The sequence below is a fragment of the Mesorhizobium sp. CU3 genome (assembly GCF_006442965.1).
Taxonomy (GTDB): domain Bacteria; phylum Pseudomonadota; class Alphaproteobacteria; order Rhizobiales; family Rhizobiaceae; genus Mesorhizobium.
Map to the genome: position 1 here is coordinate 65410 of NZ_VFWX01000001.1, position 24512 is coordinate 89921.

Annotated in this window: 24 protein-coding genes; 9 read left to right on the plus strand and 15 right to left on the minus strand. The window is 65.3% G+C overall.

What is annotated here, in order from left to right:
- Positions 1 to 9 precede the first annotated feature (9 nt).
- The 3 genes from FJ988_RS00355 to FJ988_RS00365 are packed head-to-tail and all read right to left on the minus strand — an operon-like array spanning position 10 to position 3073.
- Complete coding sequence (locus tag FJ988_RS00355; RefSeq protein ID WP_181183380.1) at positions 10 to 1029, minus strand: LacI family DNA-binding transcriptional regulator; 1020 nt, start codon at positions 1027 to 1029, stop codon at positions 10 to 12.
- Positions 1030 to 1077: 48 nt separating this feature from the next.
- Positions 1078 to 2112 carry an L-idonate 5-dehydrogenase gene (locus FJ988_RS00360; RefSeq protein WP_140814648.1) on the minus strand — a complete coding sequence of 345 codons (1035 nt, stop codon included), beginning with the start codon at positions 2110 to 2112 and terminating at the stop codon, positions 1078 to 1080.
- A 13-nt stretch (positions 2113 to 2125) separates the two neighbouring features.
- Positions 2126 to 3073, minus strand: a complete 948-nt coding sequence (locus FJ988_RS00365; RefSeq protein WP_140814650.1) for a 2-hydroxyacid dehydrogenase — start codon at positions 3071 to 3073, stop codon at positions 2126 to 2128.
- 78 nt (positions 3074 to 3151) lie between these two features.
- On the opposite strand from FJ988_RS00365, the gene FJ988_RS00370 reads away from it, so the two are divergent.
- Genes FJ988_RS00370 through FJ988_RS00385 form a run of 4 tightly spaced genes read left to right on the plus strand, consistent with a single transcriptional unit; the run spans position 3152 to position 5625 of the window.
- A complete protein-coding gene (locus FJ988_RS00370) occupies positions 3152 to 3907 on the plus strand; it encodes an SDR family oxidoreductase (protein ID WP_140814652.1) in 756 nt (251 codons plus the stop codon).
- Positions 3876 to 4412 carry a gluconokinase gene (locus FJ988_RS00375; protein WP_140814653.1) on the plus strand — a complete coding sequence of 179 codons (537 nt, stop codon included), beginning with the start codon at positions 3876 to 3878 and terminating at the stop codon, positions 4410 to 4412. The genes FJ988_RS00370 and FJ988_RS00375 overlap by 32 nt, the downstream gene beginning before the upstream one ends.
- On the plus strand, positions 4409 to 5293 hold the full coding sequence (locus FJ988_RS00380) for an NAD(P)-dependent oxidoreductase (RefSeq protein WP_140814655.1): 885 nt from the start codon (positions 4409 to 4411) through the stop codon (positions 5291 to 5293). Before FJ988_RS00375 ends, FJ988_RS00380 begins: the two co-directional genes overlap by 4 nt.
- Complete coding sequence (locus tag FJ988_RS00385) at positions 5290 to 5625, plus strand: hypothetical protein (RefSeq protein WP_140814656.1); 336 nt, start codon at positions 5290 to 5292, stop codon at positions 5623 to 5625. The genes FJ988_RS00380 and FJ988_RS00385 overlap by 4 nt, the downstream gene beginning before the upstream one ends.
- A 36-nt stretch (positions 5626 to 5661) precedes the next feature.
- Here FJ988_RS00385 and fghA read toward each other — a convergent pair whose 3' ends face one another.
- On the minus strand, positions 5662 to 6495 hold the full coding sequence (gene fghA, locus FJ988_RS00390; RefSeq protein ID WP_140814658.1) for an S-formylglutathione hydrolase: 834 nt from the start codon (positions 6493 to 6495) through the stop codon (positions 5662 to 5664).
- A gap of 176 nt (positions 6496 to 6671) precedes the next feature.
- On the opposite strand from fghA, the gene FJ988_RS00395 reads away from it, so the two are divergent.
- Entirely contained in the window at positions 6672 to 7457 is a 786-nt protein-coding gene (locus FJ988_RS00395; protein WP_140814660.1) for an SDR family NAD(P)-dependent oxidoreductase, read from the plus strand.
- Between the two features lie 22 nt (positions 7458 to 7479).
- Here FJ988_RS00395 and FJ988_RS00400 read toward each other — a convergent pair whose 3' ends face one another.
- The 4 genes from FJ988_RS00400 to FJ988_RS00415 are packed head-to-tail and all read right to left on the minus strand — an operon-like array spanning position 7480 to position 12528.
- Positions 7480 to 8133, minus strand: coding sequence for a hypothetical protein (locus tag FJ988_RS00400; RefSeq protein ID WP_140814661.1), 654 nt, complete (start codon positions 8131 to 8133; stop codon positions 7480 to 7482).
- A 1-nt stretch (position 8134) separates the two neighbouring features.
- Positions 8135 to 11026: a 2Fe-2S iron-sulfur cluster-binding protein gene (locus tag FJ988_RS31345; RefSeq protein WP_140814663.1), complete on the minus strand. Its 2892-nt coding sequence runs from the start codon at positions 11024 to 11026 to the stop codon at positions 8135 to 8137.
- A 1-nt stretch (position 11027) separates the two neighbouring features.
- Positions 11028 to 11279, minus strand: coding sequence for a sarcosine oxidase subunit delta (locus FJ988_RS00410; protein WP_140814664.1), 252 nt, complete (start codon positions 11277 to 11279; stop codon positions 11028 to 11030).
- Positions 11280 to 11286: 7 nt separating this feature from the next.
- Entirely contained in the window at positions 11287 to 12528 is a 1242-nt protein-coding gene (locus tag FJ988_RS00415; RefSeq protein WP_140814666.1) for an FAD-dependent oxidoreductase, read from the minus strand.
- Positions 12529 to 12657: 129 nt separating this feature from the next.
- Here FJ988_RS00415 and FJ988_RS00420 point away from each other — a divergent pair, with 129 nt between their 5' ends.
- Positions 12658 to 13551, plus strand: a complete 894-nt coding sequence (locus FJ988_RS00420) for a LysR family transcriptional regulator (RefSeq protein ID WP_140814668.1) — start codon at positions 12658 to 12660, stop codon at positions 13549 to 13551.
- 18 nt (positions 13552 to 13569) lie between these two features.
- Positions 13570 to 15489 carry a M23 family metallopeptidase gene (locus tag FJ988_RS00425; RefSeq protein ID WP_140814669.1) on the plus strand — a complete coding sequence of 640 codons (1920 nt, stop codon included), beginning with the start codon at positions 13570 to 13572 and terminating at the stop codon, positions 15487 to 15489.
- Positions 15490 to 15493: 4 nt separating this feature from the next.
- Here the strand turns inward: FJ988_RS00425 and FJ988_RS00430 are convergent, their stop codons facing one another.
- The 7 genes from FJ988_RS00430 to cyoA are packed head-to-tail and all read right to left on the minus strand — an operon-like array spanning position 15494 to position 22335.
- Positions 15494 to 16039 carry a response regulator transcription factor gene (locus FJ988_RS00430; RefSeq protein WP_140814671.1) on the minus strand — a complete coding sequence of 182 codons (546 nt, stop codon included), beginning with the start codon at positions 16037 to 16039 and terminating at the stop codon, positions 15494 to 15496.
- A complete protein-coding gene (locus FJ988_RS00435) occupies positions 16017 to 17357 on the minus strand; it encodes an ATP-binding protein (RefSeq protein WP_140814672.1) in 1341 nt (446 codons plus the stop codon). Before FJ988_RS00435 ends, FJ988_RS00430 begins: the two co-directional genes overlap by 23 nt.
- Positions 17354 to 18145 (minus strand): SURF1 family protein, encoded by a 792-nt coding sequence (locus FJ988_RS00440; protein WP_140814674.1) that lies wholly within the window; start codon positions 18143 to 18145, stop codon positions 17354 to 17356. Before FJ988_RS00440 ends, FJ988_RS00435 begins: the two co-directional genes overlap by 4 nt.
- Positions 18142 to 18519, minus strand: a complete 378-nt coding sequence (gene cyoD / locus FJ988_RS00445; RefSeq protein ID WP_140814676.1) for a cytochrome o ubiquinol oxidase subunit IV — start codon at positions 18517 to 18519, stop codon at positions 18142 to 18144. Before cyoD ends, FJ988_RS00440 begins: the two co-directional genes overlap by 4 nt.
- On the minus strand, positions 18516 to 19142 hold the full coding sequence (cyoC, locus tag FJ988_RS00450; protein ID WP_140814678.1) for a cytochrome o ubiquinol oxidase subunit III: 627 nt from the start codon (positions 19140 to 19142) through the stop codon (positions 18516 to 18518). The genes cyoD and cyoC overlap by 4 nt, the downstream gene beginning before the upstream one ends.
- A 9-nt stretch (positions 19143 to 19151) precedes the next feature.
- Entirely contained in the window at positions 19152 to 21149 is a 1998-nt protein-coding gene (gene cyoB / locus FJ988_RS00455; protein ID WP_140814679.1) for a cytochrome o ubiquinol oxidase subunit I, read from the minus strand.
- A 10-nt stretch (positions 21150 to 21159) separates the two neighbouring features.
- A complete protein-coding gene (cyoA, locus tag FJ988_RS00460) occupies positions 21160 to 22335 on the minus strand; it encodes a ubiquinol oxidase subunit II (protein ID WP_140814681.1) in 1176 nt (391 codons plus the stop codon).
- 198 nt (positions 22336 to 22533) lie between these two features.
- Here cyoA and FJ988_RS00465 point away from each other — a divergent pair, with 198 nt between their 5' ends.
- Both FJ988_RS00465 and FJ988_RS00470 read left to right on the plus strand, forming a co-directional pair.
- Entirely contained in the window at positions 22534 to 23853 is a 1320-nt protein-coding gene (locus tag FJ988_RS00465; protein ID WP_140814683.1) for an MFS transporter, read from the plus strand.
- A gap of 190 nt (positions 23854 to 24043) precedes the next feature.
- The gene (locus FJ988_RS00470; protein WP_140814685.1) at positions 24044 to 24484 is read left to right on the plus strand and encodes a hypothetical protein; all 441 of its coding nucleotides are present in this window, start codon (positions 24044 to 24046) and stop codon (positions 24482 to 24484) included.
- Positions 24485 to 24512: the final 28 nt, after the last annotated feature.

The following is a 24512-nucleotide window of genomic DNA, read 5'->3' on the forward strand; positions in this document are numbered from 1 at the left end:
ATTGTTTGCTCAGGCTGTTTGACGCACGATCACCTTGGGCGTCATGCCGACCACCACCCGATCCTCGGGCGCGTGACGTCCATTGAGCAGGTCGAGCACCAGTTCGGCGACGCGGATGCCGATCTCATGCGCGCCGACATCGATGGTGGTGATCGGCGGCACCGACTGCTCGGAGAGATCGTAGGCGCCGAAGCCGGCGATCGCCACGTCCTCGGGCACGCGGATGCCGCGCCGCACGCACTCCATCAGCGCGCCAAAAGCGGAAAGATCCGACACGCACATCACGGCTTGCGTGTCCGGCCAGCGCGAGATCATCTCGACCATGGCGGCCGCCCCCTCCCGCATCGAGATCGGCGGCACGCCGGAAGCGATCACGCGCGAAGCGTCAAGGCCGCGGTCCTGCAGCGCGGCGATGAAACCGCGCCGGCGGTCGAGGCCGCGCGTGTCGCGCGAGGTGTCGCCGCCGATGAAGCCCAGCCTCGAATAGCCGCGCGCGACGAAATGCTCGACCATCAGCCGCCCGACCTCGGCGTTGGAGAAGCCGACGACATGGCCGATCGGATCGCTGGGCAGGTCCCAGGTCTCGACCACCGGCACGCCGGCATTGGCGAGCATCTTGCGGCAGCGCGGCGTGTGCCGGCCGCCGGTGACGATGATGGCTTCGGGCCGCCGCTGCAGCAATTGCCCGACCAGGCGTTCCTCTTCCTCGACATTGTAGTCGGTGAAGCCGAGCAGGATCTCCAGCCCGCTGTCGCGCAGGCCCTCGGTCATGCCGCGCACGGTGTCGGCGAAATTGGCGTTGTTGATCGAGGGAATCGTCGCCGCCACGAATCCGGAGCGGCGCGAGGACAGGTTGGCGGCGATGCTGTCGAAGACATAGCCGAGCTCTTCAGCCGCCTTGAGGATGCGGTCGCGCGTGTCGGCGCTGACCGACGTATCGCGCTTGAAGGCGCGGGACACGGTCATCGTCGAGACATTGGCGCGATGCGCGACATCGGCCATGGTCGGGCGTTTTGGCGAAGGCTGCATGGCCGTACGTTATCGATATCACAGCGGAATGCAACGCGCCGTTGCGGCTCACGCGAAGGCTATCTGGACCTTCATCGCCTGGCTGCGATCATTGGCAAGCTCGAAGCCGGAAAGCGCTTCGTCCAACGCCACCGTATGGGTGATCAGCGGCTTCACGTCGATCAGCCCCTTGCGCATCAATTCGACGCCGACGGCGAATTCCGGGTGGAAGCGGAACGAGCCGTTGATCGTCAGTTCCTTGGCGGTGACCGTCGACATCGGCAGCGCCATCTCGGCGCCACCAAGGCCGAGTTGGACGATGGTGCCGCGTGGGCGCGTCGCCGCAATGCCCTGCGCCAGCGCCGCCGCCGCGCCTGAGCATTCGTAGAGGATGTCGAAGGTCCCCTTGTCGGCGAGATAGGGCGCCAGCCCTTCCGGATCGGCGCGGGTGTTAATCGCCTTGTCGGCGCCGGCGAGCTTCGCCATCGCCAGGGTGAAGTCGGTGATGTCGACGGCGACGATCTCGGCGGCGCCGGCGCGCCGCGCGCTGAGGATCGACAACAGGCCGATCGGGCCGCAGCCGGTCACCAGAACGCGCTTGCCCAGCATCTCGCCGGCCCGGCGCGTGGCGTGAAGGCAGACCGCCAGCGGCTCGGCCATCGCCGCCTCGCCGGCGCTCAAGCCGTCGGCCGGCACACATTGTGGCGCGTCCGCCACCAGCATTTCGCGGAACGCTCCCTGGATGTGCGGGAACGGCATGGCGCTGCCATAGAAGCGCATGTTGAGGCACTGGTTGTGCATGCCTTCGCGGCAATAGCGGCAGGCGTAGCAAGGCCGCGACGGCGAGACGGCCACCAGTTGCCCACGCTGCAGCCCGCTGACGCCGGAGCCGATCTCCTCGATCACGCCGGAAACCTCATGGCCGAGGATCATCGGCTCCTTCAGACGCACCGTTCCGAAGCCGCCGTGATTGTAGTAGTGCAGGTCGCTGCCGCAGATGCCGCCGGAGGCAAGACGCAGCAGCACCTGGCCCGGTCCCGGTTCTTCGACCGGCCGGTCCTCGATGCGCAGGTCCTTGGCGGCGTGGATGACGATGGATTTCATGACGGGCGAACTCCTACAGCACCGGTGTAATAAGCGGCTGGCCGGCGAAATGGGCGGCGAGGTTGTCGCGCACCAGCTTGCCCATGGCCTTGCGGGTTTCGACCGTGCCCGACGCATGGTGCGGCTGCAAGAGCACGTTGTCGAGCGCCAGGAAGCGTGGATTGAGCTTCGGCTCGCCCTCGAACACATCGAGCGCGGCGGAACCCAGCACCTTGGTCTCGAGCGCATCGAGCAGCGCCTCCTCGTCGATGTTGGAGGCGCGCGAGATGTTGATCAGCATGCCCTCCTCGCCGAGCGCCGCGAGCACTTGCTTGTTGACGATGTGGCGCGTGGCGGCGGAGGCGGCGAGCGTAACGAACAGGAAGTCGGAGCGCCCGGCGAGCGCGACCGGATCGGCGACGAATTCCCAATCCGGGGCAAAGTCCTTCGGCGCGACGTCGCAATAGGCGATGTCCATGCCGAAGCCAGCGAGACGCTTGGCCACCTCGTAGCCGATGCGGCCGAGGCCGAGCACGCCGGCGCGGCGGCCCCATACGCGGCGCTTCAGCGGATAGAGGCCCTTGGCCGCCCAGCTGCCGTCGCGCACCCAGCGCTCGGCGCCGATCATGCCGCGCGACAGGCACAGCATCATGGCGATGCCGAGATCGGCGACGTCGTTGGTCAGCACGTCCGGCGTGTTGGTGACGCGCACGCCATGCTCGCGGCACGCCGCGAGATCGACCGCGTCGAAACCGACGCCATAGACCGACACCACTTCGAGCGCGGGGCAGGCCTCGATCATGGCGCGGTTCGCGCCAAGCTCGCCGCGTGTGGCGATGCCGCGCACCTGCGGTCCGACCTCGGCGAGGAAAGCCTGCTTGTCGTCGGCGGCGAAATAGCGATGCACCTGGAAGGCTTCGTTGAGCGGCTCCTCGTCCCATGCGGGATAGGGTCCAACCTGAAGGATGTGAGGCCGCTGCATCGCTATTCGCTCCACTTGACTTGACAGATGATGTTATCGATAACATAAGACGCTCAGCGACGAGAGGCAATCAGGAAAATGTCGTCCAATCTATTCGATCTCAGCGGGCGCACCGCGCTTGTGACCGGCTCCTCGCAGGGCATAGGGTTCGCGCTGGCCAAAGGCCTGGCCGAGGCCGGCGCCAAGGTCGTGCTCAACGGCCGCGACGCGGCAAAGCTCATCGCGGCTGCCGGGCAAATTCCAGGCGCGGCGACGCTCGCTTTCGACGCGACCGACCATGACAAGGTCCGGGCGGCCATCGACGCTTTCGAGCAGGCCGGTACGCCGATCGACATCCTCGTCAACAATGCCGGCATGCAGTTCCGCACGCCGCTGGAGGACTTTCCCGCCGACGCCTTCGAGCGCCTGCTGCAAACCAATGTCGCCAGCGTCTTCCATGTCGGCCAGGCGGTGGCGCGCCACATGATCAAACGCGGCCGCGGCAAGATCATCAACATCGCCAGCGTGCAGACGGCGCTGGCCCGCCCCGGCATCGCGCCCTATACGGCGACCAAGGGCGCGGTCGGCAATCTGACCAAGGGCATGGCAACCGACTGGGCCAAGCACGGGCTGCAATGCAACGCGATCGCGCCGGGCTATTTCGACACGCCGCTCAACGCCGCGCTGGTCGCGGATTCCGCCTTCAGCGCCTGGCTCGAAAAACGCACGCCGGCCGGCCGCTGGGGCAAGGTCGAGGAGTTGGTCGGCGCCTGCGTCTTCCTCGCCTGCGACGCATCATCCTTTGTCAACGGACACATTCTCTATGTCGATGGCGGCATCACGGCTTCGATCTGACCCGCCGCCGCGCATGGTGGTGATGGGCGTCACGGGTTCGGGCAAGACCACGGTCGGCGAGGCGCTTGCCGAGGCGATCGGGGCGATCTTCGTCGACGGCGACAGGCTGCATCCCGAGGCCAACATCGCCAAGATGAGCGCCGGCATTCCGCTTGACGACGACGACCGTTGGCCATGGCTGGCCAAAGTGGGCGAAACGCTGCGCCAGCAACCCGCTCCGGTTATCGTCGGCTGCTCGGCGCTGAAGCGTGCCTATCGCGATTTCATTGCCGAGCGGGCCGGCGCGCCGGTGCTGTTCATCTATCTCGCCGGCTCGCGCGAGCTGATCTCGAGCCGCATGCACGAGCGCACCGGCCATTTCATGCCGACCAGCCTGCTCGACAGCCAGTTCGCGACGCTGGAGGCGCCGGCCAAGGACGAGAATGCAATCGCGGTGCCGATCGATGCGCCGCTCGACCGGATCGTCGCGGATATAACGGCCAAATTCGGGGAGCGAGCATCATGACGAACAAAGTCGCCTTGATCGGCGCCGGCGCCATGGGCGGGGCGATCGGCGAGCGCCTGCTTGCCACCGGCAATAGTCTTGCCGTGTTCGACCTCGACAAGGCCAAGATGGAGGCGCTGGTCGCCAAAGGGGCGGTCGCCATGGCGAGCGCGGCCGAGGCAGCGGGCGCGGCCGACAACGTCATCCTCAGCCTGAATTCGGCAGCGATCGTGCGCCGCGCCGTGTTCGGCGACGGCGGCGTGGCCGCCGGCGCCAAGCCCGGCACGCTGATCATCGACATGTCGTCCATCGATCCCGACGCGACGCGCCAGCTCGCGGCCAATGCCAGCGAGAAGGGTCTGCGCTGGGTGGACTCTCCGCTCTCCGGCGGCGCACCGAAAGCGCTGATCGGCGAGCTGACGCTGATGGCGGGCGGCGAGGCCGCGGACGTCGCCGACGCCCACAAGGTGCTGCGCGACGTCGCCTCCAACTACACCCATATGGGTCCGGCCGGCGCCGGCCAGACCACCAAGTTGATCAACCAGGTGCTGTGCGCGCTGAATTTCATGGCTGTCGCCGAGGCCACCAAGCTGGCGCTCGATGCCGGCGTCGATGCGCTGAAGATACCGCAGGCGCTCAAAGGCGGCCGCGCCGACAGCGCCATCCTGCAGGAATATTTGCCGCGCTTCGTCACGCGCGACTACCGGCGCACCGGCCGGATCGACAACATGGTGAAGGACCTCAACGCCGCGCAGGACCTGGCGCGGCGCACGCATACGGCGATGCCGCTGACGGCGCTTTGCGCCGAGGTGCACCGCTTGCTGACGGCCGCAGGACTGGGCGGCGAGGACCAGGCCGCATTGATGGAATTTTTCCGCCGCAAGGACGAGGACAACACATGATCACGCGCTACGCATTGTTCGAGGGCAAGGTGAAGGACGGCCAGACGGAGGCGTTCCGCAAGGACGTGATCGAGACGATCCTGCCCAAGTGGAAGGCGTTCCCGGGCGCGCTCGACGTGCGCGTCTCCTTCGCCGAGAAGCGCGACGACGGCGCGCCGGAATTCCCGTTGATCCTGGCGATCAACTATCGCGACATGGCTGCGGTCGACGCGGCGCTCGCCAGCCCGGTTCGCGCCGAATCGCGGGCCGCGACCGAGGCTGTGCTGTCTAAATATTTCGAAGGCCGCATCCACCACCACGTCACGATCGCCAACGAGTTTCCACTCGCCTGAGACCAGCCGTGGCAGGGAGCGCGGCAATTTCCGAAATTAGGCCAGCCGCGCGGCGTGCCACTTCAGATGATCGTCCATGAAGGTGGAGATGAAGTTGTAGGAATGGTCGTAGCCTTCTTGCATGCGCAGGGTCAGGTCGATGCCTGCCTTCTTGCACGCCTCTTCGAGCAGCCACGGACGAAGACCGTCCTGTAGGAAGCCGTCCACCGTGCCCTGGTCGGCGAGAAACTCCGGAAACCGCTTGCCGTCCTCAATCAGAAGCGTCGAGTCGTAGGCACGCCAGCTCTTCTCGTCCGGCCCGAGATACTTTTCGAAAGCCGGCCGCGACCAGCCGGCCGTGCTCGGCTGCACGATCGGCGCGAAGGCCGAACAGCTCCTGAACCGCTCGGGGTTCTTCAGCGCGATGGTCAGCGCGCCATGCCCGCCCATCGAATGGCCGAAGATCGACTGGCGCGACATGTCGACCGGGAAATTGGCGGCGACCAGCGCCGGCAGTTCCTCGGTGAGGTAGGAGTACATGCGATAGTTCTTCGCATAGGGCTGCTCGGTCGCGTCCAGATAGAAGCCGGCGCCGCAGCCGAACTGCCAATTGTCCTTCTCGTCGGGAATTTCGGGACCGCGCGGGCTGGTATCGGGGCAGACGATGACCAGCCCGAGCTCGGAAGCCAGGCGCCGGTATTCGCCCTTGTCCATGACATTGGCATGCGTGCAGGTGAGGCCCGACAGATACCACAGAACCGGAAGCGGCCCATGCTTGGCCTGCGGCGGCACGAAGACGGCAAAGGTCATGTCGCAGGCGCAAACCTCCGAGGCGTGTGAATACACGCCTTGGACGCCGCCATGGGATTTGGACGTGGAAACGACCTTCATCGGGTTCTGCCTTCTTGTTACCTCTCGTCCGGCATAGCTGCCGGCTAGGCCGCTCGCAACCTTGCGCCCTCGCAAAACCGCGCCATAGATTGCCACTTGCCCCCGACCTGTTACACCCGGCCGACCCACACCCGACTGCATCGACCGGTTTCCAAGCGAATGAAGGAGTTTCCGCAATGAAGGATTTCGACGGCAAGGTCGCCCTGGTGACCGGGACGACCGGCATCGGCCTGGCAACCGCCAGACGCCTCGCGGCGGGCGGGGCCGCGATCATCGCCTGCGGCATCGACCGCGCGGCCAACGCCGAGATGAAAACGCAATTGGACGGCGTCGGGGCGGCCGCGCTCGTCGTCGAGACCGACGTCTCCGTTTCCGATCAGGTGCGCGACGCCGTCGCCGCCGGCGTGGCGCAATTCGGCGGGCTGGACGTCATCGTCAATTCAGCCGCTGTGCACCCTTATGGAACCGCGACGACGACCGACTGGGAGACCTGGAACCGGGCTATGACGGTCAACGTCGGCTCGATCTACCTTACGGCGCATTTCGGCATCCCGGAAATGATCAAGCGCGGCGGCGGCGCCATCGTCAACGTCGCCTCGGTGCAGGGCTTCGCCTGCCAGCAGAACGTTGCCGCCTATGCCACGACCAAGGGCGCGATCCACACGCTGACCAGGTCGCTGGCGCTCGACTACGCGGCGGCCGGCATCCGGGTCAATTCGGTCAGCCCCGGCTCGATCCGCACACCGATCCTGGAGCGGGCCGCGCGCGTCGACCAAGGCAGCGATACCGATGTCGAGGAAGCCTTCAAGCGCTTCGGCGCGGCGCATCCGCTCGGCCGTATCGGCGAGCCGGAGGAAGTGGCCGAGCTCATCGCCTTCCTGTGCTCGTCGAAAGCCGGCTTCTGCACCGGCGCGGATTACAAGATCGATGGCGGGCTGACGGCTGGCCTCGGTGTGAGGTAGAGGTGGGGCTCGACGTCGCCGTCTACGCCGCAAGCCTGACGAGCCGGAAGCCCGCATCGAGCCCCTCGGCGGTTTCGGTCAGCACATCCAGCGCGAAGGCCGCCGAGGCAATGTCGAAGAAGATGTCATAGGAAACCGCACCGAACCGGTCGAGGCGCGCGACCACCACGTCGAGATGCAGCGCGCGGGTCTGCGCGACCTGGCCTGCCTTCAGGCTTTCCGGCCTGAGATCGGCCATCGAGATGCGACGCATCAAGGCCGGAGCGGCGGAGCCGGAAACGACGAACCAGGCCCAGCCCTCGTCGCGATAGGCGTCGTATCCCTTGGATGGCAGCGCACTCTCGCGCCATGCCCGGCGCAGTTCGCGCAGCCTTTCGCCGCTAGCGCCGGGAGGCGCCATCAACAGCATCTCTTGCTGTCCCAGCCGCAGCACGCCGGTGCCGCATGGCAAGGCGACGGCGGTGTTCACTGCCTCAGGGGCGGCAAGACCTTCAGCGGCAAGCCAATCCATCGTGCCCGGCCCGCGCAGACCGAGACGCTCCGTGTCGGTGCAATCCAGCACAAGATTGTCGCTCGCGCCCGGCGAACCGGCCTGCAATGGCAGGCGATGCGCAATGGCGTTGCGGCGCAGTGCCGGATCGGCGCCGGCGAGGTCGACTGATCCATTTGCGACCATACTACATCTCCTGCCGGTGGTTTTCGGGATCGTAGAACGGCGTCGCCACGGCCTTGGCCACGATCTCCCTGCCGCACAGGCCGCGGATGCGCAGGCTGGAGCCCGGCGCGGCATCCCGCGGATCGGCATAGGCAAGCCCGATCCACTTGCCCAAGGTCGGCGAGAAGAAGGTCGAAGTGACGAAGCCGACGGGCCGGCCGTCGCGCAGCACAAGGCAGGATTCGGCGAGCCTTATCCCGTGCCCCTCGGGCAGTTCGAAGCCGCAAAGCCTGCGCTTCAGGCCCAGCCTGCCGCGCGCTTCGATGGCCGTCTTGCCGACGTAGCGCTGCTTGGTCTTGGACAACGCCCAGCCCATGGCAAGCTCGTCCGGCGTCGACAGCGCGTCGGTGTCCTGGCCGATGATGATGTGGCCCTTTTCCAGGCGCAGGATGCGCGAGGCCTCCAGCCCGTAAGGTTTCAGGCCGTGCGGCGCGCCGACCTCGAGCAGCTTGCGCCACAGCGATCCGCCGAAGGATTGCGGCACATGCAATTCGTAGCTCAGTTCGCCGGTGAAGCCGATGCGCATGATGCGCACAGGGCAGCCGCCGATCACGCCGCTGCGTCCATTGAGATAGGGAAAGCCTTCGGAAGACAGGTCGATGTCGCTGCCCAGCGCCTCCAGCACTTTTCGCGCCGAAGGGCCGGTGACGTTGACCGCGGCGAAGGCGGCGGTGACGTTCTGGATGTCGACCTGCATGCGCCATTGCGCGTTCAAAAACAGCATCTCGCTGAAGACGCGGGCTACGGCGCCGGTCGTGGCCGTCACATAGAACTCGGTCTCCGACAGGCGATAGGCGACGCCGTCGTCGATGACCGAGCCCATGTCGTTCAGCATCAGGCAATAGCGGACGCGGCCGACCGGCTGCTTGAGATGCGCCATGGTGTAGATCCGGTCGACGAAGGCCGCTGCATCCGTTCCGCGGATCGCCAGCTTGCCGAGCGTCGAGACATCGAGCATGCCGACCTGGTTGCGCACCAGGGCGACCTCGTCGGCGATCTTGCTGCGGACATCGCCCTGCCCTGCGTAATGCAGCGGACGCCACCATGCGCCGGCCGGCGTCAGCTTTGCGCCGGCGGCGACATGTTCGGCATGCATGGGCGTCTGGCGATAAGGCACATGGTTCGGGCCGGCGAGCAGGCCGAGCTTTTCCGGCCCGAAGGGCGGGCGCGATGTGGTGATGCCCACCTCGCCCACCGTGCGGCCTGTTTCGGCGGCGACGATCCTGGCGGTGGTCAACGCGGAATGCCGGCCCTGCGACGGCCCCATGCCGACGGTGGAATAGCGCTTGACCAGCTCAAGCTCGCGATAGCCGTCGGCGACGGCATTCCGGATATCCTTGACCTGCAGGTCCTCGTCGAAATCGACGAAGTCGCGGCCCTTCGGATGGGCCAAGAGCTGGTGGAAATGGTTCATGCCCGGCGCAATCGGGTCCGGGATCGGCTCCGGCTGAGCGATGTCGCAACCAATGAGTTTTGCTGCCTTGGCGCCTGCGGCCTCGCCGCTGCGCAGCACCGCGTGCAGATCGAAAAATCCCGCCGCCGAACCGGCGATGTGAAGCCCGTCCGGCAGGTTGTGCAGGACGAACTGCTTGCGCGCCTCGTCGTAGTTGAGCTTGGCGCCGGCATGCAGCGGCAACTGATAGGCCGGCGTATAACCGGCGGCGATCACCAGGTGATCGCAATCGAGCTGCTCAGCGCTGCCGGGGGTCGTGAACCGAACGGCGCGGACATGGCGGTTGCCGGCGGCGCCGACGGCTTCTGTCACCGTCGCGCTGTGGACGATGCGCAGCTTGCGTTCGATCAGGCGCTGCGCCAGGTCTGGAAAGGCCGGACTGGCGGCGGGATCGAGGACAGCGGCAATCGTCACGCCGGCCTCGGCCAGGTCGAGCGCCGCAAGATAGCCGTCGCGGTTGCCGGCGAAGACGACGGCGCGCCGGCCGGGGCGGACCGCATAGTGGCGCATCAGGCGCTGCGCCGCCGACGACAGCAGGATGCCCGGCAGGTCGTTGTTGCGGAAGACCAGCGGCTGTTCCTGCGATCCGGCCGCGACGACCACCTGCTTTGCCCGAACGCGGTAAAGCCGGTCGCCCTGAAGTACGGGAAGAAAGTTGTCGGCAAACCAGCCATTGCAGGTCGCCTGCGTCATGACCTGTATGTTGGGCAGGGCTTCGACCTTGGCGCGCAACGCGTTCAGCGTCGCCTGCGCCTCGGCATTGTCAACGCCGAAACGCGCATAGGTCAGCGCGCCGCCGAGTTCCGGGTTGAGGTCGACCAGCAGCACCGACGCGCCCGCCTCCGCCGCCGTCACCGCTGCCGACAGGCCGGCCGGACCGGCGCCGACGACGAGCACGTCGGTATGGAGGTTTTCCCTGACATAGTGGCCGGGAGCCGCCGCCGGATCGACCTTGCCGAGACCCGCCGACCTGCGGATGATCGGTTCCCAGAATTTTAGCCAGCTTTTCGCGCCCGGACGAAAGAAGCTGCGATAGTAGAACCCCACCGGCATGAAGCGGCCGAGCCTGTCCAGCACCGCGCCACGGTCACGCTCGGCGGTGCCGCTGACATTCTGTGCCGTGACCTGCATGCCGTCGATGGCGGCGCGCAGATCGGCCCGCACATTCGGCTCGTCCGGCAATTGCACCAGCGTGTTGGCGTCCTGCCCGGCCATGGTCAGGACGCCGCGCGGGCGGTGGTATTTGAAGGAACGCGACAGGATCCAGCGGCCGGCGCCGGCAAGCGCCGAGGCGATGGTATCGCCGGCAAGGCCTTCGACCGGCTGGCCGTCGAACCGGAAACGGATTCTTCGCGCACGGTCGAGGCGTGACCCCCAGGGAAGCGGCAGTCGTTCGGTCATGTCAGGCGGGCTTCTGGTTGGGAAGATAGGTGGCGACGATCCGGTCGGTGACAGTGTGACGCTCGGCGATCAGGATGGTGTTAGAAGGCATGTGCCGCCACCATTCGTGCATGATGCCGAGCGGGTTCTCCGCATAGAACAGCGCCTCGATCAGTTGCCCGGGCTCCTCGGCGCTGGCGGCGCGCACCGGGCCGAGATACTGGAACTCGGCGATGTTGCGGGGCCCGTTCACCGGGCAGGTCAGTATCTTCATGGACCCCTCAATGGCTGGCAGCTGTCGCGCCCATCTCGTTCAGCAGCGCGAAGCTGTCGAAACGGCGCAGGTCAAAGGGTTTCAGGATGTCCGGCACCTTGCCGGTGGCGATGGTTTCGGCCATGCGCTTGCCGGCCACCGGCGTCGCCTTGAAGCCCCAGGTTCCCCAGCCGCAATCGAGCCAGTAATTCGCCAGGGGCGACGCGCCCATGATCGGGCTGTAATCCGGCGTCATGTCGGTGATGCCGGCCCATTGCCGCAGAAGCTTGACCTTGTGCAGGAAGGGAAAGAGGTGCAGCGCGCCCTCGGCCAGATGTTCCTTCTGGTCGAGCGTGGAGCGGGTCGACGCCAGTTGATAGGGATCGGAGCCGCCGCCGATGACGACCTCGCCGCGCGAGGACTGCACCAGATAGGTGTGCAGATTGGCCGACGAGACCAGCGTGTGCAGGAAGGGTTTGAGCGGCTGCGTCACCATCGCCTGCAACGGAAAGCAACGGATCGGCAGGCGGATGCCGGCCAGCGCTGCCACCTGACCGTTGAGGCCGCCGACGGCCTGCAGCACTTGGCCGGCGGCAATGGTGCCGCGGTTGGTCCTGACATGGGTGACGCGGTCACCGCTGACGTCGAAACCGGCGACTTCGGTGCGCTGATGGATCTCGACGCCGCGCCGGCTGGCATGCCTGGCGTAGCCCCAGGCCACCGCGTCGTGCCGGGCGGTGCCGCCATCGGCATGCCAAAGCCCGCCCAGCACCTCGTGCATGCCGCCGATGTCGAGGTTGAGATGCGGGACCAGTTCCTTGACCGTCCTGGCATCGACCACTTCGATGCGCGTGCCGACATGCTTGCCCATCTCGGCGCGCAGATGGAAACTGCGCATCGTTGCGTCCGAATGCGCCAGCGTCAGCTGCCCGCGCTGCGAGTACATGATGTTGAAACCGAGGTCCTGCGACATGGTCTCGAACAGGCGCACGCCCTCGGCGTAGAAGCGGACCGATTCCTCGGTCATGTAGTTCGAGCGGACGGTGGTCGTGTTGCGCGCCGTGTTGCCGCCGGCGAGATAGCCCTTTTCCAGTACCGCGACATTGCGGATGCCATGCACGTTCGACAGGTAATAGGCGGCCGCCAGACCATGCCCGCCGCCGCCGACGATCACGACGTCATAGGATCGCTTCAGCGCCGGCGTCGAAGGAATATCGCCGAAGGACGCGTGCTTTGAGCGCAGGCCGTATCTGAGCAAGGTGAAGGGCATATCTGGCGCGTTCCGTTCGGAAGCTGGACGACGCCTTAAGGAAGCCGTGAGACGCAAAATCCGCAAGAAATCGATCTTTACCCGCTGACCTCGTTTTCATAATGTCTGAAAAAGAAAAACAGGGTCTTGATGAGAAACCTGCCGCATCTGAGCTATCTCGAAGCCTTCGAGGCGTCGGCGCGGCATCTGAGCTTCACCCGGGCGGCCGAAGAGCTGAAATGCACGCAAGCCGCGATCAGCCAGCGGGTGCGGGCGCTGGAGCAGTTCTTTGCCCGGCCACTGTTCCACCGGCTGCGCAACGGCCTGGAACTGACCGAGGTCGGCACTGCCTATCTGCCGGGCATCAGCGAGGCGCTCGACCGCGCCGAGGCCGCGACGCAGGGGCTGATGGGAGCGCGCGCGCAGACGAGCCTGACGGTGTCGGCGCCTCTGAGCTTCACGACCCTGTGGCTGGCCAGGCATCTGGGCAGCTTTTCCGCCGCGCATCCTGAGATCGAAATCCGCCTCAACAGCACGATCTGGACCGACCCCAATGTCGAGCTGGCGGATCTCAGCATCCTGGTGCTCGATCCCTCGCAGCAGATGCCGGCCGCGGTGAGGCTTGGGCAAGAGCGGCTGACGCTCCTGTGCGACCCCGCGACCGCCGGCAAGGCCGGCGCCAAACCCGACAGCCACTGGTTCAACGCCGCGCGGCTCATCCATGTGCAGGGCCGCGTGCAATTGCTCGATCAATGGGCCAAGAGCAGAAAAATCGCCATTGCGCCGAAACTGGCGCCGATCAAGGCGGACAATGCGGCGGCCGCTCTCGAACTGGCGGCCTGCTCGGGCGGCATCGCCGCCACGCTCTCGACCTATGCCGCCGCCTATCTGCAATCGGGCCGACTGGTCGCGCCGTTCGGGCTGGGGGATGCGCTGGCGATTGCGTTGCATATCGTGCCGAACCCGCAACGCCGGCCGTCGAGGTCTGCCGCGCTGTTCATCGCGTGGCTGTCGCAGGCATTCTCGTCAAGCCAGGAGACATAGACCGCGGCAACCCACGGCATGACATTTCATGCACGAAAAGTTGAGGCTTGGGCGGGTGCCCATGGGTTCATGCTTGTCGTAGAGGGCGATAGCATTCGGCTCGGGCGGGCTGGAATCAGGGCAAGAAAGAGAAGAGGGGAAGCCTGCTCGATGGCAGTGCCTATTGCGCCGCCCGTTGAAGGGAAACCTGATGCGGGCTCTCCCAGCCGTTCCAGCAGATTCCGCTATGGCGGAATCGATCTTAGCTACGGTCCCTTGCGTGGCATCCATTGGCGGGAGCGCATTGTTCGCTTCTCGATGCGGACGCATGCCCGGCTCGCGCTTGCCGTGCTCCTGGCCAGTGTCGGAGCCACGGGCGCGTTTCTCGGCACGCTGCGTGTCGCCGTTCGCCCCGCGGCCGTCGCGCAGGCGGTTCCGGCAACACCACAGCGGGTGAAACAGGTATCCACTGCCAAGGGCGATCGGCTGCCGCCGCCGAAGCTGGCAAATCGCGATGCGACGGCGGCTTTGGTGGAGGCGGAACCGGATGGATCCGCGGACGAATTCACCTACCGCCGCGTCAAGGTTTCCCTCGGCGAGTTGGCCGACAACGCCACGGATGATGACCAACCCCTGCTCTACCAGGATAGCGAGCCGCCCGCGAAGACCAGTCCTTTCGATGTGTTGCTGGCAAGGCCCGGCCTTGCGGCGGCTTCGCTGCCATCACCGACGGCTTGGCGTACGGATGGCCGGACGCCCACGATGCGGAGTGTTCCGATCAACGTCAGCACTGCGGCTGAACAGCCGCCGCCACAGGTCGAGCGCGTCGCGGCAATGCCTAACGCCACCAAAGATGTCGACAGCCTGCTGGCCGCGGCCGGCGTCAGCGAGACCGACCGGCACGCGCTGGCCGATGCGTGGAGCAACCGCACGCTCGACCCTTCGGACCATCTCGATCTGATCATGGAGAGGCCCGCATCGCCGGATCGGCCGCCAAGGTTGGCGGCGGTGCGTTTTCATCGCCGCGACGAGGCGGAGATGTTCCTTGCGCGAAGCGACGACGGCAGCTTCCGGCGACTGGCCAGCCGCGAGCTCTACGACCGCATCGCCGCCGAAGCGGCCGATGTGGACTGCGGCGCCGCGCACCCGGACCGACAGCCGTCACAGCGGCGCCTCGGGAAGGCGAAAGTGCCCGCCGATGTGAGCGCCGAGATCGTCAATCTGGCGCGAGCCAACGGCTTGAGCGCCGACAAGACCGCCGGCCGGTCGATGGACCTGATCTTTCGAACCGGCACCGACGGCCGCTCCACGCTGATCTCCGCGACATTCCATGGCGGCGACGGCGACAAGATCTTCTATCGCTATCAGCCGTCAGCGACCGGACAAGCCGAATTCTTCGACGAACAAGGCAGATCGGTTTCGAAGATGCTGATGGCCAAACCGGTGGCCAATGGAAGGCTGGGCGACGGCTTTGCCTGGCGCGTGCATCCTATCCTCAAGCGATGGCTGCATCACAATGGCGTGGACTATGCCGCGCCTTACAATTCTCCGATCGTGGCCGCGGGCGACGGACGCGTCGTCAAGATCGGCTGGGAGTCCGGCTACGGCAAATATGTGCGCCTGCAGCATGACGGCGACTATTTCACCACTTACGCCCACATCTCCCGCGTGCCCTCGAGCCTCAAAGTCGGCCAACGCGTGAAGCAGGGGCAGACCATCGCCTATATCGGCTCGACAGGTCTCTCGACGGGCCCGCATCTCTACTACGAACTCAGGATCGGCGGCCGCTACTACGATCCGACCGCGACCCGGCTGTCGGCGGGAACGCGATTGACCGGAGACGAGCTGGAAGCCTTCCGCAGGCAGATCGACCACGTAACGAGAATTTCACGCTACATCGAACGGGGGCCGACGGTCGACGGGGAAGCAGGGGCCGCCATGGCGCCGGCGCACAGTTAACTATCTACTGCACCACGCGCTTCTCAAGCTTGCGGGCGAGAGTGCGCCGATGCAGGCCGAGCCGCCGCGCTGTCTCGGAGATGTTGAAGCCGGTCTCGACCAGCGTCTCGTGAATGCGTTCCCATTCGAGGTTCTTGATCGAGGTGGGACGGCTTGTGAGCGCCACGGACGTGTCGCCCTCGGCGCGGCCGAAAGCGGCTTCGATGTCGTCGGTGTTGGCCGGCTTGGCAAGATAGTGGCAGGCGCCTAGCTTGATCGCCTCGACCGCCGTGGCGATGCTGGCAAATCCGGTCAGCACGACGATCCGGATCGATGGATCGCGGGCGTTCAGGAGCTTGACGCATTCCAGACCCGAGCCGGCGCCGAGCTTGAGATCGACCACGGCATAGGCCGGCACCGCCGTTTCCAGCGCGGCGTGCAACGCCTCGCGGTCCGGGCAGACCGTGACCGCGTAGTCGCGCTTTTCGAAGGAGCGTTTAAGCGTCTTCGCAAAGGTGGCGTCGTCCTCGACGATAAACAGCGATCGATCAGCCATGGTGATCGGTTCCATCGGTCAGCGCCGCCAGCGGCAGCGAAAGGGTGACGCTGGCGCCTTCGGTCATATTGCGCACCGCAATATCGCCGCCAAGCTTGCGCACCACGTTGAACACCAGGAACAGGCCGAGCCCGCCGCCCGGCCTTCCCTTGCTCGACATATAGGGCTGGCCGAGCGCGGCCAGAATATCCTTGTCGAAACCCGGTCCGCGATCGGTCACGGAAAACACCAGCTTCTCGTCGTCCTGCTTGACGGTGACGCCGACCCAATCGTGCGATGCCTCAAGGGCGTTGTCGAGCACATTGAAGATGACCTGCTTCAACGCCGTGTCGGACACCATCTCGCCGTCGGGGTTGAAATCGTTTCGGTAGTCCAGCTTCAAGGGCTGGCGGCTGACGCGCCACTCCTGGACGAGGTCGTCGAGGAAATGGCGGATGGTGGTGCGGATCGTGCCCTCGCCGCGCGCCTGTCCCGAAGACATCAGGATGCCGGTGACGATGCTCTTGCAGCGCTCGATCTGCGCCAGCATCTCGGCGACGTCTTCCGACAGTTCGCGGTTGCGCTTGATGCCGCGCATATGGCGCCAGTCGGAGAGGATCACGGAGATGGTCGAGAGCGGCGTGCCGAGTTCGTGCGCGGCGCCGGAGGCGAGCAGGCCCATGCGCACGATGTGGTCCTCCTCGGCCGAGCGTTGGCGGAGATCCGCAAGGTAAGCATCGCGCTCACGCAGGTTGCGGTTGATGCGCGTCATGAAGATGACGATCAGGCCGGCGGCCAGCACGAAGCAGATGAACATGCCGCGCAGGTGCAGCGCCAGGAGGTCGCTGCCGCCATGATGCGGGATGGCGATGGGCTGGAAGACGAATATCAGGAAGACGAAGCAGGCCGAGGCCGCGGCCACCAGGATCCAGGTGGACCACGGCGTCAACAGCGCCGCGCCGAGCGTGATCTGCAGCAGATAGAGCGAGACAAAGGGATTCGAGGCGCCGCCGCTGAGATAGAGCTGCGTGGTCAGCGCCGCCATGTCGAAGATCAGCGCGACGAAGAGCTGCGTGTTGGAGATGCGGCGGTTGCCGCGCAGCGCAAGCAGGCTGAAGATGTTCAGCCCGACGAGGAACAGCACCACGGCCGCCATCTCCGGCAGCGGCAGCGGGATGTCGAACCAATATTGCGTTACCAGAATCGTGAGCACCTGCCCGGCCACCGCCAGCCAACGAAGTTGGACGAGCAGAAGCAGGTTCTTGCGGTTCGTCGCGTCGGAATTCGAGCTGCCCTGGCCGGCAGGAGAAGCAGCCATGGACGGCTTGTCGTGATGCGGCCACGCGATGTTCATCGCGCTGCGTTCCGATTGCGCGCGAGTATCGGCCTGGCAAGCGCGATCGCCAGCATCGCCGCCAAAGCGAACCAGGTCAAAGCATAGACCAGATGGCTGTTGCGGAAGGCGACGACGGTGAGACCGCCACGCGGCCAGATGTCCGCGCCGGACGCTTCGGCGTCGACGAAATAGGGCGCGACATCGGCGAGGCCGCGCGCCTTGGCGATGGCCGCGACGTCGCGCGAATACCAGCGGTTGCCGGCCGCGTCGTTGCTGCGCAGGAAGCCGCCGCCGGGCTCGCTGATGCGCAGCAGGCCGTCGACCGTCGCCGGCGCGGCGATGCTGCTTTCCTGCTGGAACTCCGCCTTGCGCTCCTGCGGAACGAAGCCGCGATTGACCAGCACCGTGAAGCCATCGTCGGTGCGCATCGGCGTCAGCACCCAGTAGCCGCCGCCAAGCTCGGTCACCGCCTGCACCAGCGTGTTGGCGCCGCTCTGGAACTGCCCGCCTAACCGCACATGGCGGTATTCATAGCCGGCCGCGTCGATGGCGCCCCAGGCTGCGGGGCCTGGCGCGTCGACGACCGGGGCATGGATGCGCTGGTCGACACGGGCGATCAGGTCGAGCTTCCAGACCCGCCTTTCCAACTGCCAGATGCCGAGGCCGACAAACACCAGGACGCCGACGAGCCCGAGCAGCGGCAGGAACAATCGCGACGCCGAGCCGACACCCGGCGGCGATGCGAAGCCGGCACGGCCGGCCATCTCATCCGCCTTTGTCCTCCCGGCGCTCGACACGTGGCTCATGGCATCTGCTGCATCTCGTGGAGGCCGGGCATCATGTTGGCGTTGAGGTGGTACATCACCCATAGCGAGCCGCTGAGCACGATGACGACGAGGATGACCGTGAAGATCAAGGCCAGCATCGACCAGCCGCCCTCCGAGGCGGGGGTCATGTGCAGGAAGAAGATCATATGGACGATGATCTGCACCGCGGCGAAGGCCATGATGATGACGGCCGTGGCCTGCTTGTTGTCGATGACGCCGTCCATCACCAGCCAGAACGGAATGGCCGTGAGGATGACCGACAGGAAAAAGCCGATCAAGTAGCCCTTCAACGAGCCGTGCGCGGCGCCGCCATGGCCGTGGTCGGCGTGATCGGCATGATCGTGAGCACTCATCGCAACGTCCCCATCAGATAGACGAAGGTGAAAACGCCGATCCAGACGACGTCGAGAAAGTGCCAGAACATTGAAAGGCACATTAGCCGGCGGCGGTTGGCCTCGATGAGGCCATATCTCGCGACCTGGATCATCAGCGTCACCATCCAGACGATGCCGAAGGTGACGTGCAGGCCGTGCGTGCCGACCAGCGTGAAGAAAGAGGACAGGAAGGCGCTGCGCTGCGGCGTCGCGCCCTCATGGATCATGTGCGCGAACTCGTAGAGCTCGATCGACAGGAAGGCGAGGCCGAACAGCATGGTGACGCCAAGCCAGGCTTGCGTCGCGCCGACACGACCCTTGACCATGGTCAGCATGGCAAAGCCGTAGGTGATCGAGGAGAGCAACAGCATGGTGGTGTTGACGGCCACCAGGCCGAGGTCGAACAAGTCCTTCGGCGCCGGGCCCGCCGCGTAATTGCCGCCGAGCACGCCAAAAGCCGCGAACAGCATGGCGAAGATCAGGCAGTCGCTCATCAGATAGAGCCAGAAGCCGAGCATGGTGCTGCTGCCTTCGGCATGCGCATGCTCTTCTTCCAGGTGGAAGACCGGTCCGGCGTCGGCCGTGGTTGCCGTCGATGCCATGATCAAACCCTAGCCCTGTGCTGCAAGGAGCTTTGTCCTCGCCTCTTCCGTTTGCGTGACCTCGGCTGCCGGAATGTCGAAGTCGCGGTGATAGTTGAAGGTGTGGCCGATCGCGGTGGCGATCAGGCAGACGAAGCTCAGCGCCGCCAGCCACCACATGTACCAGATCAGCCCGAAACCGAGCGCGACGCTGAACACCGCCAGGATGACACCGGTGCCGGTGTTGCTCGGCATGTGGATCGGCTTGTAGCCGGCGAGCGGGCGCTTGTAGCCGGCCTTCTTCATGTCCCACCAGGCGTCGTTATCGCGGATGACCGGCGTGAAGGCGAAGTTGTAGGCCGGCGGCGGCGAAGACGTCGACCATTCGAGCGTGCGGCCGTCCCAGGGATCGCCGGTGACGTCGACCAGTTCGGCGCGCTTGCGGATCGAGACATATATCTGCACCAGGAAGGCGGCGATGCCGCAGGCGATCAGCACCGCGCCGAAGGCGGCGATGACGAACCATATCTGCAGCGAGGGGTCGTCGAAGACCCGCATGCGGCGCGTCACGCCCATCAGGCCGAGGATGTAGAGCGGCATGAAGGCGAACCAGAAGCCGAGCACCCAGCACCAGAACGAGACCTTGCCCCAGAATGGATCGAGCTTGAAGCCGAAGGCCTTCGGCCACCAATAGGCGATGCCGGCGAACAGGCCGAACAGCACGCCGCCAATGATGACGTTGTGGAAATGCGCGATCAGGAACAGGCTGTTGTGCAGGACGAAGTCGGCCGGCGGCACGGCGAGCAGCACGCCGGTCATGCCGCCGACGGTGAAGGTCAGCATGAAGGCCACCGTCCACATCATCGGCAGTTCGAAGCGGATGCGGCCGCGATACATCGTGAAAAGCCAGTTGAATATCTTCGCTCCCGTCGGGATCGAGATGATCATCGTGGTGATGCCGAAGAAGGAATTGACGCTGGCGCCGGAGCCCATGGTGAAGAAGTGGTGCAGCCAGACCAGATAGGACAGGATGGTGATGACCACCGTGGCGTAGACCATCGAGGTGTAGCCGAACAGCCGCTTGCCAGAGAAGGTCGCGGTGACTTCGGAGAAGACGCCGAACAGCGGCAGGATGAGGATGTAGACCTCCGGGTGACCCCATATCCAGATAAGGTTCACATACATCATCGGGTTGCCGCCGAAGTCGTTGGTGAAGAAGTTGGTGCCGACATAGCGGTCGAGCGCAAGAAGCGTCAGCACCGCCGTCAGCACCGGGAAGGAGGCGACGATCAAGACGTTGGTGCAGAGCGAGGTCCAGGTGAAGACCGGCATGCGCATCATGGTCATGCCGGGCGCGCGCATCTTGATGATGGTGCAGATCAGATTGATGCCCGACAGTGTCGTGCCGACACCCGCCACCTGCAGCGCCCATATGTAATAATCGACGCCGACATCGGGACTGTAGCCGATGCCGGAAAGCGGCGGGTAGGCCAGCCATCCAGTGCGGGCGAACTCGCCGACGAACAGCGAGGCCATGACGAGGATGGCGCCGCCGACCGTCATCCAGAAGCTGAAATTGTTGAGGAAGGGGAAGGAGACGTCACGCGCGCCGATCTGCAGCGGCACGACGAAGTTCATCAGTCCGGTGACGAAAGGCATCGCCACGAAGAAGATCATGATCACACCATGCGCGGTGAAGATCTGATCATAGTGATGGGCGTTGAGATAACCTTCCGAGCCGTTGAAGGCGATGGCTTGCTGCAGGCGCATCATGATCGCGTCGGAGAAGCCGCGCAAAAGCATGACCAAGCCGAGCACCATGTACATGATGCCGATCTTCTTGTGGTCGACGCTGGTGAACCACTCGCGCCACAGATAGCCCCAGAGCTTGAAGTAGGTGATGGCGCCGAGAAGCGCCAGGCCGCCGAGCGCCACGACGATGAAGGTGCCGACGACGATCGGCTCGTGCAGCGGCAGCGAGTCCAGCGTGAGGCGGCCGAAGATGAACTTGGTCAGCGTCTCGGACATCTTCTATCCCTCATAATTCCAGACGCAGCAGGCCGAGCGACGGCCTGTCCGCCTCGGCCTGGCGGCTGCCGGCGCCGGGTTTGAGCAGCCCGACGCCGCGCAGCGGCGACAGGTCCCTGACCGGCCAGTCCTGGTCATCGGCATCGCGGGCCGCGCGCGAAGCGGCGGCCGCTTCCTCGGCCGTGCAGATGCTAGCGACATAGGACGGCCCGTCGCCGAACACCGCGCCGCGCCGCGCGACCTTGTCGTATTGCAGCGGCAGCGTGTTGCGCACGCCGGCAAGGCCGAGTCCGCCCTTGGCGTCGATCGACATCATCTCGTTCATGCACATCTTGCCGCGCTCGACGCACAGATTGAGGATGGCGCCGTAGAGGTCGGGATCGACGGAGGCATAGCGACGGACCGGCTCATTCTCGCTCGGCTTTTCGAGCGCGAGATAGCTTTCACGCGTCAGCGTGGCCTGCGCACCCTTTGCCTGCGCCACCCAGTCGGTGAAGGCCTGGTCGGACAGGCCGCGGAAAGCGAAGCGCATGCCGGAGAAGCCGGCGCCGCTGTAATTGGCCGAAAAGCCGGTATAGCTGCCCGGACGGTTGATGACGGCATGCAGCTTGGTTTCCATGGCCGGCATTGCATAGATCTGCCCGGCCAGGGCCGGAATGTAGAAGGAGTTCATCACCGTCGAGGAGGTGATGCGGAAGTCGATCGGCTGGTTGACCGGCGCCGCCAGCTCGTTGACCGAAGCAATGCCGTAGTCCGGGTAGATGAAGAGCCATTTCCAGTCGAGCGCGACGACCTCGACCTTGAGCGGCTTGTGGTTCTGTGTCACCGGCTGCCCGGGCTCGATGCGGTCGATGCGCCGGTAAGGGTCGAGCAGATGCGTGCCGAGCCAGGTCAGCGCGCCCAGGCAGATGATGATGAGCAGCGGCGCCGCCCAGATCACCAGCTCCAGCTTGGTCGAATGGTCCCAGTCGGGCGTGTAGGTGGCGTCCGTGTTGGACTGCCGGTAGCGCCAGGCAAACAGCACCGTCAGCGCCATGACCGGCACGATGATGAGCAGCATCAGCAAGGTGGAGACGACGAGCAGATCGCGCTGCTGCGCCGCCACGTCGCCGGCGGGCGCCAGCACGACGAAGTCGCAGCCGCTGAGCAGCACGGCCAGAGGAAGCAGAAGCAAGGATCGTTTCATCACGTTGCCCTCGATGGCGCGGCGGCAGGCCCTTACGAATTACGGCGCGATATCGGCCAACGGCTACTGCCGCCGCCGGCGCGACGACATTGGACAATTTGTCCAATGCCCGATTGCTATGGCTTTGGCGAAATTGTGCACGCATAATGGGACGACGACAATCGCGTTCCGAAGTTGAGCTCGGTGGCGACGGACAAGATGGCTGAAACTTCGACTGCCGAAACGGACAGCAAGCTGATCGGCTCGCATCACGGCCAGGTCAGCGCCGGCGATATCGCGGTCGGCGTCATCATCGGCCGCACGTCGGAGTTCTTCGATTTCTTCGTCTATGCGATCGCTTCCGTGATCGTCTTCCCGAAGCTGGTGTTTCCGACGCACGACCCGCTGACCGGCACGCTCTATTCCTTCCTCATCTTCGCGCTGGCCTTTGTCGCCCGTCCGTTCGGCACGGTGCTGTTCATGGCCATCGACCGCGCCTATGGCCGCGGCGCCAAGCTGACCATCGCGCTTTTCCTGCTTGGAACCTCGACCGTCGCCATGGCCTTCCTGCCCTCCTATGAGGACGTCGGCGCGGTTGCGGCCTGGCTGCTGTCGCTGACCCGCTTCCTGCAGGGCCTGGCGCTCGGCGGAACCTGGGACGGGCTGCCCTCGCTGCTGGCGATGAACGCGCCGCAGAACCGGCGCGGCATCTATGCGATGATCCCGCAGCTCGGCGCGCCGATCGGGCTCATCGTGGCAAGCTCGCTGTTTGCCTTCTTCGTCGCCAATCTGTCGGCCGACGATTTCTTCTCCTGGGGCTGGCGCTACCCCTTCTTCGTCGCCTTCGCCATCAATGTCGTGGCGCTGTTCGCCAGGCTGCGCATCGTGGTGACGCCGGAATTCTCGAAGCTCTACGAGAGCGGCGACCTGCAGCCGACGCGCATCCGGGACATGGTCGGCACCGAAGGCCGCAATGTCGTCGTCGGCGCCTTCGCGCCGCTGGCAAGCTTTGCGCTGTTTCATATGGTAACCGTGTTTCCGCTGTCCTGGGTGTTCCTCTTCACCAATGAGGGGCCGGAGCGTTTCCTGCTGATCGAAGCGGTGAGCGCGTTCTTCGGCATCGCGGCGATCGTCGCGTCGGGACCGCTGGCCGACCGCATCGGCCGCCGCAACCTGCTCGGCGGCTCGGCGATCACCATCGCCATCTTCAGCGGCTTTGCCCCGCAGTTGCTGAACGGCGGCGCCGTCGGCGAAACCGTGTTCATGGTGCTGGGCTTCATCCTGCTCGGCCTTAGCTTCGGCCAGTCCTCCGGCATCGTGGCATCGAGCTTCTCGCGTCATCACCGCTATACCGGCTCGGCGGTCACCTCGGATCTGGCCTGGATGTTCGGCGCCGGCTTCGCGCCGCTGGCGGCGCTGCTTCTGGCCGGCACTTTCGGCCTTATCGCCGCCGGCGCCTACCTGCTGTCGGGCGCCGTCTGCACGCTGATCGCACTCTGGATCGACAGGCAGGCCACCACGGTCGGCGGAACCAAATAAGCCGGAGCCGGACGCGAGCCGGCCTTCTTCGAAGAGACCGGGCCTTTGCCCGACGCGTTCGCGGGCGCCGCCTGGATACTGCGCGCTTCAGCGAAATGCGTTTGCGCGGATAGGCCCGATCGCGGATTTGCATTTCTTGGTGATCCCTCCTTCCTGGTGCAAACTGCTACCGGGGCTGTCAGGAGGAGAAATGAGAGCACGCGCAGCGACCCTCGGAGATCTCGAAGATGTGTTCCGCGACCTGTCCCAGCGAATGTCGGACGAATATGTAGCCGCCGGCAAGGACAGCAAAAGCGCCTACGACAATCTGATGATGAATTTGAAGGAGGGCCGGGCGCACGCGCTCGTCGAGGGCGACGAGACGGTCGCCATCATCGCCTGGCACGAAAATGCCGACGCCGCCGACACGCTGTTTGCCGCGCAGGAAGGTTTCTTCAGCGCGGCGACGCTGCGCTTTTGCAAGCGGCACATCCGCCACGTCCAGGCGCTTGCCGGCAACCTTCCGGTACATTCGCGCAGTTGGCTGGAGCGGCCCGACGTCACGCGGTGGTTTCACATCATCGGCTATGCCCAGATCGGACGCGACAACGGCGCCACCTTGTTCGAGCTGCCGCCGGCTTCCAGCACCTGAAGGCAATCCTTCTCACAAGAGCGTTTCA

Excerpts from the sequence above, each read along its gene's own strand:
- FJ988_RS00355 (WP_181183380.1), bottom strand. The coding sequence starts at position 1,029 with ATGCAGCCTTCGCCAAAACGCCCGACCATGGCCGATGTCGCGCATCGC.
- FJ988_RS00360 (WP_140814648.1), bottom strand. The coding sequence starts at position 2,112 with ATGAAATCCATCGTCATCCACGCCGCCAAGGACCTGCGCATCGAGGAC.
- FJ988_RS00365 (WP_140814650.1), bottom strand. The coding sequence starts at position 3,073 with ATGCAGCGGCCTCACATCCTTCAGGTTGGACCCTATCCCGCATGGGAC.
- FJ988_RS00370 (WP_140814652.1), top strand. The coding sequence starts at position 3,152 with ATGTCGTCCAATCTATTCGATCTCAGCGGGCGCACCGCGCTTGTGACC.
- FJ988_RS00375 (WP_140814653.1), top strand. The coding sequence starts at position 3,876 with ATGTCGATGGCGGCATCACGGCTTCGATCTGACCCGCCGCCGCGCATG.
- FJ988_RS00380 (WP_140814655.1), top strand. The coding sequence starts at position 4,409 with ATGACGAACAAAGTCGCCTTGATCGGCGCCGGCGCCATGGGCGGGGCG.
- FJ988_RS00385 (WP_140814656.1), top strand. The coding sequence starts at position 5,290 with ATGATCACGCGCTACGCATTGTTCGAGGGCAAGGTGAAGGACGGCCAG.
- fghA (WP_140814658.1), bottom strand. The coding sequence starts at position 6,495 with ATGAAGGTCGTTTCCACGTCCAAATCCCATGGCGGCGTCCAAGGCGTG.
- FJ988_RS00395 (WP_140814660.1), top strand. The coding sequence starts at position 6,672 with ATGAAGGATTTCGACGGCAAGGTCGCCCTGGTGACCGGGACGACCGGC.
- FJ988_RS00400 (WP_140814661.1), bottom strand. The coding sequence starts at position 8,133 with ATGGTCGCAAATGGATCAGTCGACCTCGCCGGCGCCGATCCGGCACTG.
- FJ988_RS31345 (WP_140814663.1), bottom strand. The coding sequence starts at position 11,026 with ATGACCGAACGACTGCCGCTTCCCTGGGGGTCACGCCTCGACCGTGCG.
- FJ988_RS00410 (WP_140814664.1), bottom strand. The coding sequence starts at position 11,279 with ATGAAGATACTGACCTGCCCGGTGAACGGGCCCCGCAACATCGCCGAG.
- FJ988_RS00415 (WP_140814666.1), bottom strand. The coding sequence starts at position 12,528 with ATGCCCTTCACCTTGCTCAGATACGGCCTGCGCTCAAAGCACGCGTCC.
- FJ988_RS00420 (WP_140814668.1), top strand. The coding sequence starts at position 12,658 with ATGAGAAACCTGCCGCATCTGAGCTATCTCGAAGCCTTCGAGGCGTCG.
- FJ988_RS00425 (WP_140814669.1), top strand. The coding sequence starts at position 13,570 with ATGACATTTCATGCACGAAAAGTTGAGGCTTGGGCGGGTGCCCATGGG.
- FJ988_RS00430 (WP_140814671.1), bottom strand. The coding sequence starts at position 16,039 with ATGGAACCGATCACCATGGCTGATCGATCGCTGTTTATCGTCGAGGAC.
- FJ988_RS00435 (WP_140814672.1), bottom strand. The coding sequence starts at position 17,357 with ATGAACATCGCGTGGCCGCATCACGACAAGCCGTCCATGGCTGCTTCT.
- FJ988_RS00440 (WP_140814674.1), bottom strand. The coding sequence starts at position 18,145 with ATGAGCCACGTGTCGAGCGCCGGGAGGACAAAGGCGGATGAGATGGCC.
- cyoD (WP_140814676.1), bottom strand. The coding sequence starts at position 18,519 with ATGAGTGCTCACGATCATGCCGATCACGCCGACCACGGCCATGGCGGC.
- cyoC (WP_140814678.1), bottom strand. The coding sequence starts at position 19,142 with ATGGCATCGACGGCAACCACGGCCGACGCCGGACCGGTCTTCCACCTG.
- cyoB (WP_140814679.1), bottom strand. The coding sequence starts at position 21,149 with ATGTCCGAGACGCTGACCAAGTTCATCTTCGGCCGCCTCACGCTGGAC.
- cyoA (WP_140814681.1), bottom strand. The coding sequence starts at position 22,335 with ATGAAACGATCCTTGCTTCTGCTTCCTCTGGCCGTGCTGCTCAGCGGC.
- FJ988_RS00465 (WP_140814683.1), top strand. The coding sequence starts at position 22,534 with ATGGCTGAAACTTCGACTGCCGAAACGGACAGCAAGCTGATCGGCTCG.
- FJ988_RS00470 (WP_140814685.1), top strand. The coding sequence starts at position 24,044 with ATGAGAGCACGCGCAGCGACCCTCGGAGATCTCGAAGATGTGTTCCGC.